The following is a 12,437-nucleotide window of genomic DNA, read 5'->3' as shown; positions in this document are numbered from 1 at the left end:
GTCCTTTGGAAATGTTTCAGAGAGCTTAGGTGCTTTTGCGTGCTGGGCAGCACCGGGCATTGAAGCCAATCGAGCAGGGGATGGCCATGGGCCAGATCAAGGAATGGTACGCAAATGAAGGCGGCAGAAACGAAAAAAGGAGCCAAGGCTCCTTTTTACAGCGATGACGTCACTGGAACGTCATGCGGGGAATGCGATTTGGAGCGGGTAGAGGGAATCGAACCCTCAACTAAAGCTTGGGAAGCTTTCGTTTTGCCACTAAACTATACCCGCGTCGGCGCCCGACTTTTTACCATAACCCCCTGCCAATTAATAGCCCAATGTCATAAAAGGCTGTCGGCAGCCTGCTGCCTGCGGATGAGCCAGGCATGCAGGTGCCGTTGCGCTTAGATGGCCAGTGCATGCTGCCCCTGCGTGTGGGTGTAGCGTTGACGGGACTCACGCACGGTCGGCTTGAGGAAACCGAGCATGACCGAGCGGGTGTCCTCGCAGGCGCTCTTGTGCTCCATGTCGAGGAAGTGGCCGGCTTCGCGGATCACGCTGAAGTGGCTTTGCCCCACATGTTTGCTGAACTGCCGCGCATCTTCGACGGTGGTGTACTCGTCACGGTCGCCGTTGATGAACAGCACCGGGATGTCGATGTTGCGCGCGGCCTTCAGCGCCCGCTCCAGGTCGTGATCGAGCACCTGGTTGATGTGGAAGTGCATCTGCGCGTACTCGTGGCTGTCCAGGCTGCTGACATGCCGGTAGTTGAAGCGCTTGAACAGCGACGGCAGGTATTTGCCGATGGTGTCGTTGACCAGGTTGCCCACCTGGTAGCGGTCGCAGGCGGCCAGGAACTGGCAACCGCGCTCCAGGTAGTCGCGCATCGGTTCGTTGATCACCGGCGAGAACGAACTGACGATGGCCTTCTTCACCAACCGTGGCTGGTGCGCCAGCGCCAGCAGGGCGCAGGCACCGCCCCAGGAGAACGACATCACGTGGTCGGCACGGAAGTGCTCGATCAGCTCAAGGAGGATATGCGCCTCGGTCTCCTTGGTGATCAGCCGCTCCTGGCGGTTGTGGGGCTTGGACTTGCCGGCATACGGCTGGTCGTACAGCACCACGTTGAATTGTGGGTGCAGGTTGCGCACTGTCTGGGCAAAGGACGCCGTCGTGGCCAATGAGCCATTGATCAGGATGATGGTCTTTTCGGCGCCTTCTGCGCGATGGAACTCCGTGTAAACCCGGTACTGACCTTGGATATCAAGTACAGCAATTTCTGGCCTCATGTCATCGACTCCTGGCGCAAAAAAGGGTATCGCGTCACCTGTTGGTCTGTGTGGCTGGTTCGGGAACTCGCGTTCGAATCAACCGCGCAGGCCGTTAGGGTGCACGTGCTTTATGACAGGTAGGCATTTGCCTGGAAGAAAACCGGTAGGCCCTTGTGTCGATCCCTGACGCGTGTGTCGACGGTATTGTTGTAGCGGGCGATTTACCGTGCCCCAAGGTGTCGAGCCCCTGGGTGGCCGGCAAAAAGGTGTCTTGGACTGCGTTTGTGACCGGTAAGTCACAGGCAGACCGACAAGTTGGCAGTCAAGCAGCGGACTACTGATCGCGCAAGTGCGTTTCGGGGGATATTTTGCAAGAAACCGCTGGGCGGTCGGTGTAGTGGAAAAGTGCCAGGGCTACCCAATCGTTTGCGCGAAAAATGCCTGCGCAGAGCCTTCGCAGTCACTCAGAAACAGGCGATTTCTGCGGCCGAAAGGTCCCGGTACTGGCCTGGCAACAAGGCCGGATCCAGCTCGATCATCCCCATGCTTTCCCGGTGCAGCCCCAGCACCTTGTTCTGGAAGTGACCGAACATGCGCTTGACCTGGTGATAGCGGCCTTCGACGATCGCCAGCCGCGCTTCGCGGGGGCCGAGAATGTCCAGCTGTGCAGGCTGGGTGGTGAGGTCTTCGAAGGCGAAATAGAAGCCCTGGCGAAACTTCTCGACGTAGTGGGCGCCGATCTCGTCCTCGGTCCGTACGTGGTAAACCTTGGCCAGCTTGGTCTGTGGCTGGGTCAGGCGGCGCGACCACTGGCCGTCGTTGGTCAGGATCAGCAGGCCGGTGGTGTTGTAGTCCAGGCGCCCGGCAATGTGCAGGTCGTCGCGCCATGCTGGCGGCAGCAGGTCGAGCACGGTGCGGTGCTGCGGGTCGCTGGTGGCACTGACACAGCCCATGGGCTTGTGCAGCATCAGGTAGCGCGCCGGGCGGCCGGCCTGCAGCAGTTGCTCGTCCACCTCCACACGGCTGAAGTCACGCACCTCGTGCAGCGGGTCGGCGGTGATCACGCCATCCACGCGCACACGCCGCTGCACCAGCAGCATTCGCACTTGCTGACGGTTGAAGCAGGGCAGGTTGGCAAGGAAACGGTCGAGGCGCATGGCGGCAGGTAGCGGCAGATCGGCGCGCAGTCTAGCGGATCGTGGGCGATTGCGCCGCCTTGAGTTGCTCGTCCACTTTTGCGCACCGTGGACACAGGCAGGCCTGGTTGCGCAGTTCGGCAGGCAGGGCCTGGACGATGGCTGGGTCGATGCTCACCGCAAAGCACCAGCAACCTTGGGTGGCGCTGGCCGGGTTGGCCAGGCCGCACTGGTTGGCGGCGCCGCAGGCAGGGCAGCGATGGTCACTGGTCTGGGTCATGGTCGGGTCCGGGCATCTGGCTGCAGACGCGGTTGCGTCCGCCTTGTTTGGCACGATAAAGCGCGTGGTCGGCGCGGCTCAGCAGGCTGTGCAGGGTGTCATCGTGCTGCAGGCCGGCGAGGCCGATGCTGACGGTCAGGCGCAGCGGCTGGTCGGCATAGCTGAAGATCAGTTGCTCGGTGCGCCGGCGGATCTTCTCGGCCACTTCGACGGCCTGGCGCCCTTCGGTTTCGCGCAGCAGCACGATGAACTCTTCGCCGCCCCAGCGGCAGAGTATATCGGACTGGCGCAAGCTGCCCTGCAGCACGTTGGCGAACTGGCGCAGCACTTCGTCGCCGGCCAAGTGGCCGTGGGTGTCGTTGAGTGCCTTGAAGTGGTCGAGGTCGATCAACAGGGCGACCAGTGGTGCACTGATGCGCTGCGCCTCGACCAGCGCCTGGCCGGCGAGCAGGTCGAAGCTGCGCCGGTTGGGCAGGCCGGTGAGGCTGTCGAGAGTGGCCAGGGCCTCGGCGTTGTCCTGATGGCGCTTGATCATGGCGTTGAGCAGCGACAGCACCACCAGGGTGATCATGGCGCAGATCGCCAGGTTCAGGTACAGCGACTGGCGGATGCGGTCCAGGGCACTGGTCTCGCGCTTGTCCACCAGCAGGTACCAGTCCAGTTCGGGCAGCGGGCGCACATTCAGGAAGTGACTGTGGCCGTCGTTGTCGTAATACTCGTGGCTGCCGGCGGCAGGGGTCGGCATGCGCGCTAGCAGGTCCTGCCACTGGCTGCTGTCACTCAGTTGCTGCCCTGCGCGAAGGCCGTGGGGGCCGCCGTCGGAACCGGTCAGCAGCACTTTGCCCTGGGCATCGGTGAACAGCACCGAGCGATGGTAGCGGCGCTGGTAGTCATCGATCAGGCGCACCACCGACTCGACGCTCAACCCAACGCCCACGGCACCGATGAAGCGCTGCTGGTAGTCGAGCACGCGGTAGTTGATGAATACCGTGAGCTTGTCCTGGTTGGCCATGTCCACGTCGACGTTGATCTCGTAGGGCACGTTGGCCTGGCGCAGGCGGAAGTACCAGGCGTCGCGCCAGGCGTCGGCCTTGACCTGTTTGAGTACACCTTTGGCCTGGTAATAGGTGCGGCTGCGTTCGGCGACCAGGAAACTGGTGAAGGTGCCCTGGCTGCCCATCACCTCGCCCAGGTAGCGGGTGATGCGGGTGGGGTCCTGTTCGCCGCCCAGCAGCCAGTCCCGCACGAAGGTGTCTTGCGCCATCATCGACGAGATCAGCACCGGGCGGATCAGGTCTTTCTGGATTTCCGAATAGACGGTGTCGGAGGTCAGCGGCAGTTCGGTGTTGACGATGCCGTCGCGGATTGCCCCGCGCGAGGCGTAGTAGCTCAGCAACGAAGTGGCGAGGAAGCCGCAGCCCAGCAACAGCAGCAGGGTGAAGATCAGCGAGCGTTGCGAGAACAGGGCGGAAGGCGAGGGCATGATCGTCCCATGATGTGTGCCGGTGGCGACATTCTAGTGAGATGACCGAAAAATGACTGCATGTTTTTCAGGGTTATACGGGATGTTTCAATTTGTTGCAGAAATGGCACTGAACCCTGGCCGGACTGTCTTATGCAGTGTCGATCAACGCATCGTCGTCGACGCTCGCCAGCGCCGCTGTGCCGGGCACCCCTGCGGTCCAGGAGGCCGCCATGTACCCACGAATCCTGATCATTGTCCTGCTCGGACTGCTGACTTCTGCCTGCGCCCCCTACTACGAGAGCGACGGCTATTACCGCAGTGACTACTACACCAGCGACCGCTACGTGTACCCCGGCTATTACCGCCAGGACCGCTACTATGTAGCCCCGCAACCGCGCTACTACTACCAGGGCGCGCCGCGTTACTACCAGCCTGCGCCGCGCTACTACCGGCCGGCACCGGTGCCGCAGTACCGGCCTTATCCGGCACCCGGCATGCAGCCCAGTTGGCACGGCAACCCGCGCAACGACTATGGCAAGCGCCAGCGTTATGACTATGGGCGGGACCGGGATCGGCAGGACTACCGCAACGACAACCGCAACGACAACCGTGGCGGGCGAGGGGATCGCTGGCATTCCAATGGGCAAGGCAACCGAGATCGTGGCCCGGACGGCGGGCGGGGTGGGGATCGCAACTGGCAGCGTTGAGGACCAATGGGCATTCACAGGGCAAGTCGGCGTGCCGTACCGACTTGCCCTGTGCTGCTTCTACGCCAGATCAGCCAGCGGGTGGCGCCCCTCCCAGGCCTTGCTGAAATGCGCCGCCACCACCGCTGCGGGCACCTGCGCCACGTCCGGCCAGTGCCAGTGCGGCGTGTTGTCCTTGTCCAGCAATCTGGCCCGTACCCCTTCGCTGAACTCGGGGTGACGGCAGCAGTTCAGGCTCAGGGTGTATTCCATCTGGAACACCTGCGCCAGCGACAGGTGACGGGCCCGGCGGATCTGCTCCCACACCAGGTGCGCGGTCAGCGGGCAGCCCTCGTGCAGGCGCTGGCCTGCTGCTGCCAGCAAAGGGTCACCATGCCGGGCCAGGCCGGCCAGCGCACGCCAGGCCGCTACCGGGTCGGCCACATCGAGTACTTCGTCGATCACTGCCCGGCGTGCCAGCCACTGGCCCTCGGGCAGTTCGGCGCACGCCCGGTGCTGTTCGGCCTTGAGCAGGCTGTTGAGCTGCAGGTCGGTCTGTTCCTGCCAGTTCAGTTGCAGCAGCTCCTCCACCAGTGCTTCTTGTTGATGTTCGCCAAGAAAACGGTCGGCCAGGCCCAGGTCCAGGGCGTCACGGGCATTGATCGGCGCGCCGGTGAGGCCGAGGAACAGGCCGAGCTTGCCGGGCAGGCGGGAAAGGAACCAGCTGGCGCCAACGTCCGGATACAGGCCGATGCTGATCTCGGGCATGGCCAGGCGGCTGCTGGGGGTGACGATACGCACCGCCGCGCCCTGCAGCAGCCCCATGCCACCCCCGAGCACATGGCCATGGCCCCAGCACAGCAAGGGCTTGGGGTAGGTGTGCAGGCGGTGGTCGAGGCGGTATTCGCTGGCGAAGAAGGTGGCGGCCAGCGGCGGTATGCTGCCGGGATGCTCGCGGCAGGCTTGTACCAGTGCACGTACGTCGCCCCCGGCGCAGAAGGCTTTGGGCCCATTGCCGCGCAGCAGTACGCAGACGATGCCGGGGTCCTGGGCCCAGGCGTGCAGGCGCTCGTCGAGCACCTCGATCATCGGCAGGGTCAGCGCATTGAGCGCCTTGGGTGCATCCAGGCTGGCGATGCCGATGCGGGCGCCATCGGCGCCGGTGAGTACCTCGCATTGAATGGACATGGACTACCTCGCGCAAGTCATCCCACCAGTATGGCCCGCGCTGCTGAAGCTGCCGGTCGTCGGTCGGATCGATTGACAAGCCGGCGCGGCTTTCCTAGTGTCGCGCCACTTTGCTTCTGGATGGCCCCATGACCGACGACGACCGCATCAAACTCGAACCCAGCTGGAAGGCCGCGTTGCGCGCCGAGTTCGACCAGCCCTACATGCATCAGCTGCGTGAGTTCCTGCAGGGTGAATACGCCGCCGGCAAGGAGATCTACCCGCCGGGGCCGCTGATCTTCAATGCGTTGAACTCAACGCCGCTGGAGCAGGTGAAAGTGGTGATCCTCGGCCAGGACCCGTACCACGGCCCAGGCCAGGCCCATGGCCTGTGCTTCTCGGTGCAGCCGGGCGTGCCGACGCCGCCGTCGCTGGTCAACATCTACAAGGAGCTGCAACGCGACCTCAACCTGCCGATCCCCAACCACGGCTACTTGCAGAGCTGGGCCGAGCAGGGGGTGCTGCTGCTCAACACCACCATGACCGTGGAGCGGGCCAATGCCGCCTCGCATGCCAAGAAGGGCTGGGAGTTCTTCACCGATCGGATCATCCAGGTGGTCAGCGAGCAGTGCCCGAACGTGGTGTTCCTGCTGTGGGGCGCGCATGCCCAGAGCAAACAGAAACTGATCGACGCCAGCAAGCACCTGGTACTCAAGTCGGTGCACCCGTCGCCGTTGTCGGCCTATCGCGGGTTCTTCGGCTGCGGGCATTTCAGCCGGGCCAACGGCTTCCTCGAGCAGCGCGGGATGGCGCCGATCAACTGGGCGTTGCCGCCGCTCTGAGCAGGACCCCATCGCGGGGCAAGCCCGCTCCCACGGAAGTTGTGGGAGCGGGCTTGCCCCGCGATGGGGACTAGGACTTGGCCCAGCGCCTGAACAACGGCTCGGCCAGAAACAGCACGAACAACAACCGCATCACCTGCAACGCCGTCACCAGTGGCACCGACAGTTGCAGGGTCTCGGCCGTGAGGCTCATCTCGGCAATCCCCCCCGGCATCATCCCCAAGGTCAGCGAACGCAGGTCCAGGTGGGTAAGCAGGCTCAACCCCCAGGCCGCGCCCCCGGCAACCAGCATGCACAGGGCCGTGGCCAGCAAGGTCCGGCCGAGGAACGACGGCGCCCGGCGGAAAAACGCGCGGTTGAAGTGGCAAGCCAGGCCGCTGCCGATCAGCCACTGGCCGATCTGGCTGGCGCCATTGGGCAGACCGATCTGCAGGTTGCCGGCCAGGCTCACGCTCGCCGCCACCAGCAACGGCCCGAACAACCATGGGTTGGGTTGGCGCAGCCGTTGCCAGATCAGCGCGACCACCACCGCCAGCGGTGCGATCAGGGCCAGCCAGCCCCAGCTGACGCTACCGGCGTGGTTCAGCGGCACCCCATCACCCAGCAACAGCTTGAACAGCGCCGGCACGCACAGCACCACCGCCAGCACCCGCAGACTCTGAGCGGCCGCCACCTGGCTGAGCACCGCGCCATTGCGCGCGCCGAGGTTGACCATTTCTCCCGAGCCACCCGGCATGCTGGCAAAGAATGCCGTGGCGCGGTCCTCGCCGGTGCGCCGCAGCAACCACACGCTGATCACGCTGGACAGTGTGGTGAACAGCGCGCCGAAGAAAATCAGCGCGAAATGATCGGCGACCTGCTCGATCACCGCCGGGGTGAAGTGCAGGCCGATACCAACGCCGATGATCCACTGCCCGCACTTGCGGCCATTGGGGATTTCGCTCAGTTGCCAGGGGGTCAGGCAGCGCACCAGGATGATCGCCAGTAACGCGCCGACCATCCACGGCAAAGGCCAGCCGACCTTGCTGGCGGCAAAACCGCCAGCAAGACCCACCAGCCCGGTGGCCCAGAACAAAGGGAGACCGCGATCAGGCATCCGCCATCGCCCGGCGCTGTTGGGCGCGTTTGCGCCAGATGCGCAGCAGCGGCAGGGTCAGCATCAACACCGTCAGCACCCAGACCGACATGCTGATCGGGCTCGACCAGAGGATGCCCAGCTCGCCGTTGGAGATCGACAGCGCGCGGCGCAGGTTCTGCTCCATCAGCCCACCGAGGATGAAGCCCAGCAGGATCGGCGACAGCGGGAAGTCCAGCTTGCGCAGGATGTAGCCCATGATGCCGATGCCGACCATCAGGAACAGGTCGAAGGTGGTGGCATGTACGGCGTACACGCCGATCGCGGTGATGATCGCGATCACCGGCACCAGCGCCCAGTTCGGCACGGCGAGGATGCGGGTGAACAGGCGGATCATCGGGATGTTCAGGATCACCAGCATGATGTTGGCGATGAACAGCGAGGCGATCAGGCCCCAGACGATGTCCGGTTGCTGTTCGAACAGCAGCGGGCCCGGGGTGATGTTGTACAGGGTCAGCGCGCCGATCATCACCGCGGTGGTGCCCGAACCCGGCACGCCCAAGGTCAGCATCGGCACCAAGGCGCCACAGCAGGAAGCGCCGATGGCGGTTTCCGGTGCGGCCAGGCCACGGGCGTCGCCCTTGCCGAACTTGCCTTTTTCGCCGGCAAGGCGCTTTTCGGTCATGTAGGCTACGGCGCTGGCCAGGGTTGCGCCGGCACCCGGCAGCACACCCATGACGAAACCGAGCAGGCCGCAGCGGATATTTACCACGAACACCGAGGCCGCTTCCTTGAAGTTGAACAGCATGCGCCCGGTGGCCTTCACCGCCGCGTGGCCATGGTGGGTCTTCTCCAGCAGCAGGAGGATCTCGCTGATCGAGAACAGCCCCAGCACCAGCACCACGAACTGGATGCCGTCGGCCAGGTGCACGCTGTCGCCGGTGAAGCGGTACACGCCACTGTTGGCATCGATACCCACCGCCGACAGGAACAGGCCGATCAACGCGGCGATGAAGGTCTTCAACGGCTTGTCGCCGGCCATGCCGCCTAGGGCGACGATGGCGAACACCATGAGCACGAAGTACTCCGCCGGGCCGAAGGCGATCGCCCATTTCGCCAGCAGCGGGGCGAACAGCACCATGCCGCAGGTGGCGATGAAGGCGCCGATGAACGAACTCCAGGCCGACAGCGACAGCGCCACACCGGCCAGGCCCTGACGGGCCATGGGGTAGCCGTCGAGGGTGGTCATCACGGTGGAGGCTTCACCGGGGATGTTCAGCAGGATCGAACTGATGCGCCCGCCGTATTCGCAGCCCAGATAAACGGCGGCCAGCAGGATCAACGCAGACTCCGGCGGCAGGCCGAGGGCGAAGGCAATGGGAATCAGCAGGGCCACGCCGTTGATCGGGCCCAGGCCCGGCAGCAGGCCGACCACGGTGCCGATCAGGGTGCCGGTGAGGGCGGTGACCAGGTTGTACGGGCTCAGCGCGACGCCGAAGCCCTGGCCGAGATAGCTCAAGGTATCCATGTGTCAGTTCTCCAGTACGCTCAGCAGGCCAAGGGGCAGGGGCACATCCATCACGCGGTCGAACAGCCAGTAGAGGAACACGCTCATGCCCACCACCACGAGGGCGCTGTGCAACCAGCGGCCGCCGTACAGGCGGGCCATGGGGATGCCGACCAGCACGGCGCTGAGGATGAAGCCCAGGGCCTCGAAGGTGCTGGCGAAGACGATCAGAAGGCCCACGCAGGCGCTGATCTTGATCAGGGTTTCGCGGTCCAGTTCAGGCTCGTCGTCCTTGCGTACGATGGGCGTGGGACGGATGGCCAGGTACAGCAGGCCCAGGCCCATCAGGCCGAGCATCAGCAGCGGGAAGGCGCGCGGGCCCACCGGTTCATAGGAGAAGGCGGCCTGGTAGGGCCAGGCCATCACGGCCAGGATGGCGCATATCGCCAGCAGGACCAGGGCGAAGAGGCGTTGCAGGATCATGGGAGAATCCTCATGGTCGGGGGGCCGTGGGAGCGGGCTTGCCCCGCGATTGCAAGATCGCGGGGCAAGCCCGCTCCCACGTGGAGGATGCCGGGGCGGCTTACTGGATCAGCCCGAACTCACGGGCCAGTGCCTTGTAATCGGCCACCTGCTTCTTCACATAGCCGTCCAGCTCTTCGCCGGTCATGGCGAACGGGAACAGTTCGCGCTGGTCGCGCAGCTTGGCGAAGTCTTCCGAGGCGAGCATCTTGTCGAACGAGGCTTTCCACCAGGCGTAGTCTTCATCGCTGACCTTCGGCCCCAGGTAGAAACCACGCACCACCGGCCAGACGATGTCGTAGCCCTGCTCCTTGGCAGTGGGGATGTCTTTCATTTCCGGCTCGTCCAGGCGCTTCTCGGAGAACACCGCGAGGATGCGCATGTTGCCGCTCTGGATGTGCGGCATGGAGTCGGAAATATCGGTGGAGCCGACCTGGATATGGCCACCGAGCAGCGCGGTGGCGATTTCGCCGCCGCCTTCCAGGGCCACGTAGCGCAGGTCGCGTGGGTTGATGCCGGCGGCCTTGGCGATCAAGGCGGTCTGCATCCAGTCCTGGCTGCCGACGGTGCCGCCGGAGCCGATCACCACTTTGCTCGGGTCTTTCTTCAGGGCCGCGACCAGGTCGTCGAGGGTCTTGTAGGGCGAGTCACTCTTCACCGCGATGGCACCGTAGCTGGTGCCAACCGCCGCCAGCCACTTCACCGCGTTCTCGTCAAAGCGGCCGAACTTGCCCTGGGCCAGGTTCAGCAGCGAGCCGCTGGACCAGGCCACCAGGGTACCGGCGTCGCCTGGGCGCTGGGCAACCACGGCGTTATAGGCCACCGCGCCGACCCCGCCGGGCATGTAGGTCACGCGCATCGGTTTGCTGAGGATCTTCTCCTCCACCAGTGCGCTCTGCACCAGTTTGCAGGTCAGGTCGAAACCGCCGCCGGGCGAGGCCGGGGCGATGCATTCAGGGCGTTTCGGTTCAGCGGCCAGGGCATTGCCGGCCAGCAGCAGGCAGCCGGTTGCGAGGGCGAGGCGGCGCAGTGAAAAGGTCATCGTCTATCTCCGTGAGCATTGTTGTTATTGGGTTACCACAGAGCCACGCTGTAGCTCACCAGCAGCCGCACCTCGTCCGCGTCGCGGGCGAAGTTGGAGCGGAAGGTGGCGTTGCGCAGGCGCACGGCGACGTTTTTCAACGGGCCGCTTTGTACCACGTACTTGAGTTCGGTGTTGCGTTCCCACTCCTTGCCCTCGCCACCGGCGGCGCGGCTGACGTTGTCGCCGTTGATGTAGCGGGTCATGAAGGTCAACCCGGGCACGCCCAGGGCTGCGAAGTTGTAGTCGTAGCGCGCCTGCCAGGAGCGCTCGTCGGCACCGGCGAAGTCGTTGATCTGCACGAAGTTGACCAGGTAGGGGTCGGCGCCGTCGACATAGGGGAAGGCGCTGTCGCCGCTCAGTTGCTGCCAGCCGGCGCTGAACTTGTGCCCGCCCAGGCCATAGCCGAGCATGCCGCTGAAGGTGGTGTTGTCGATGCGCCCGGCCTTGGCCTGGCCGGCTTCGTCGCTCACCGCCAGGCGCAGGTCGGCGCTGAAGGTGCCTGGGCCCCAGGGCTGGGTGGCGAGCATGCCGATGAAGTGCTGGCGGTAGATATCGTCGAGCTGGGCGAAGTGGTAGCTGCCGGTGATACGGTCGGTGAACTTGTAGTCCAGGCCTGCCAGGTCGAGGTTGTCGGCGCTGAAGCTGCCACCGAAGCGGCCGTTCTTGTTGTTCAGCGCCAGGTCTTCCCAGTTGGTGTCGTTGCGGTCCTTGGCCTTGTCCAGGCGCCCGCCGGTGAAGGTCAGGCCCTTGATCTCGTTGGAGGTGACCAGGCCACCTTCGAAGGTCTGCGGCAGGATGCGCCCGTCGTTGGGCTGCAGGGTGGGCAGCTCGGGTATCAGGGTGCCGATTTTCAGTTCGGTCTTGGATACCTTCACTTTGCCGGTCAGGCCGAGCTTGGAGTACTCGTCGGCCGCCTTGCCGTCGTCATGGGTGGGCAGCAGGCCGGTGTCGGTGCGGTCGGGGCTGGAGTCGAGCTTCACGCCAAGCATGCCCAGGGCATCCAGGCCAAAGCCCACGGTGCCTTCGGTGTAACCGGACTCGAAGTTGAGCATGAAGCCCTGGGCCCATTCATCGCGCTTGGATTGCTGCTTGCTGGTGCCGTCGCGGAAGTCGCGATTGAAGTACATGTTGCGGGTTTCGAAGGTGGCAGTGCTGTCTTCGAAGAAGGCGGCCTGGCTCAGGGGCGCGACACCGGCAAGGGCGACGGCGCTGGCGAGGGCGCATGGGCGGGCGGCGAACGAACGGGAAGGCGCGAAGGCCTGCGGCTGCATGGACAGCATCGTCGGTGACTCCAATTATTGTTCTTATAAATTGCACCTTGCTGGTGCTTTTGGCGGCGCGCGGGGCGACCGTGGTGCGATGCTAGGCAATCAACCTTTCGCTAACCTTTCAGCGTGAAAGGTTTGCTGCCGGGGCTTCA

Annotated in this window: 12 protein-coding genes and 1 tRNA gene; 2 read left to right on the top strand and 11 right to left on the bottom strand. The window is 64.4% G+C overall.

Annotated features, from left to right (window positions below; translation table 11 throughout):
- Positions 1–199 precede the first annotated feature (199 nt).
- The 5 genes from F6X61_RS23690 to F6X61_RS23670 form a co-directional block, all read right to left on the bottom strand.
- Positions 200–273 (bottom strand) — tRNA-Gly (locus F6X61_RS23690).
- Between the two features lie 113 nt (positions 274–386).
- Positions 387–1,271, bottom strand: coding sequence for an alpha/beta fold hydrolase (locus tag F6X61_RS23685; protein WP_153788776.1), 885 nt, complete (start codon positions 1,269–1,271; stop codon positions 387–389).
- Between the two features lie 446 nt (positions 1,272–1,717).
- On the bottom strand, positions 1,718–2,410 hold the full coding sequence (locus tag F6X61_RS23680) for a pseudouridine synthase (protein WP_153788775.1): 693 nt from the start codon (positions 2,408–2,410) through the stop codon (positions 1,718–1,720).
- Positions 2,411–2,441: 31 nt separating this feature from the next.
- Positions 2,442–2,669, bottom strand: a complete 228-nt coding sequence (locus F6X61_RS23675) for a cysteine-rich CWC family protein (RefSeq protein ID WP_153788774.1) — start codon at positions 2,667–2,669, stop codon at positions 2,442–2,444.
- The gene (locus F6X61_RS23670) at positions 2,653–4,152 is read right to left on the bottom strand and encodes a diguanylate cyclase (RefSeq protein WP_153788773.1); all 1,500 of its coding nucleotides are present in this window, start codon (positions 4,150–4,152) and stop codon (positions 2,653–2,655) included. The genes F6X61_RS23675 and F6X61_RS23670 overlap by 17 nt, the downstream gene beginning before the upstream one ends.
- Before the next feature lie 212 nt (positions 4,153–4,364).
- Between F6X61_RS23670 and F6X61_RS23665 the strand changes: the two genes are divergently transcribed.
- Positions 4,365–4,841, top strand: a complete 477-nt coding sequence (locus F6X61_RS23665; RefSeq protein ID WP_153788772.1) for a hypothetical protein — start codon at positions 4,365–4,367, stop codon at positions 4,839–4,841.
- A 60-nt stretch (positions 4,842–4,901) separates the two neighbouring features.
- Here F6X61_RS23665 and F6X61_RS23660 read toward each other — a convergent pair whose 3' ends face one another.
- On the bottom strand, positions 4,902–6,008 hold the full coding sequence (locus F6X61_RS23660) for an enoyl-CoA hydratase/isomerase family protein (protein ID WP_153788771.1): 1,107 nt from the start codon (positions 6,006–6,008) through the stop codon (positions 4,902–4,904).
- A 128-nt stretch (positions 6,009–6,136) separates the two neighbouring features.
- Here F6X61_RS23660 and ung point away from each other — a divergent pair, with 128 nt between their 5' ends.
- Positions 6,137–6,829 carry a uracil-DNA glycosylase gene (gene ung, locus F6X61_RS23655; protein ID WP_153788770.1) on the top strand — a complete coding sequence of 231 codons (693 nt, stop codon included), beginning with the start codon at positions 6,137–6,139 and terminating at the stop codon, positions 6,827–6,829.
- 70 nt (positions 6,830–6,899) lie between these two features.
- Here the strand turns inward: ung and F6X61_RS23650 are convergent, their stop codons facing one another.
- The 5 genes from F6X61_RS23650 to F6X61_RS23630 form a co-directional block, all read right to left on the bottom strand.
- Positions 6,900–7,925: an AbrB family transcriptional regulator gene (locus tag F6X61_RS23650; protein ID WP_153788769.1), complete on the bottom strand. Its 1,026-nt coding sequence runs from the start codon at positions 7,923–7,925 to the stop codon at positions 6,900–6,902.
- Complete coding sequence (locus F6X61_RS23645; protein ID WP_153788768.1) at positions 7,918–9,432, bottom strand: tripartite tricarboxylate transporter permease; 1,515 nt, start codon at positions 9,430–9,432, stop codon at positions 7,918–7,920. Before F6X61_RS23645 ends, F6X61_RS23650 begins: the two co-directional genes overlap by 8 nt.
- 3 nt (positions 9,433–9,435) lie before the next feature.
- Positions 9,436–9,894 carry a tripartite tricarboxylate transporter TctB family protein gene (locus F6X61_RS23640; RefSeq protein ID WP_153788767.1) on the bottom strand — a complete coding sequence of 153 codons (459 nt, stop codon included), beginning with the start codon at positions 9,892–9,894 and terminating at the stop codon, positions 9,436–9,438.
- A 100-nt stretch (positions 9,895–9,994) separates the two neighbouring features.
- Entirely contained in the window at positions 9,995–10,975 is a 981-nt protein-coding gene (locus tag F6X61_RS23635) for a tripartite tricarboxylate transporter substrate binding protein (protein ID WP_110993782.1), read from the bottom strand.
- A gap of 32 nt (positions 10,976–11,007) precedes the next feature.
- Positions 11,008–12,297, bottom strand: a complete 1,290-nt coding sequence (locus F6X61_RS23630; RefSeq protein WP_153788766.1) for an OprD family porin — start codon at positions 12,295–12,297, stop codon at positions 11,008–11,010.
- Positions 12,298–12,437 lie beyond the last annotated feature (140 nt).

The organism is Pseudomonas sp. EMN2 (assembly GCF_009650555.1).
GTDB classification, from domain to species: Bacteria; Pseudomonadota; Gammaproteobacteria; order Pseudomonadales; family Pseudomonadaceae; genus Aquipseudomonas; species Aquipseudomonas sichuanensis.
Note: the sequence above shows the minus strand (reverse complement) of the source record. Positions and strands in the feature narration are given on the sequence as shown.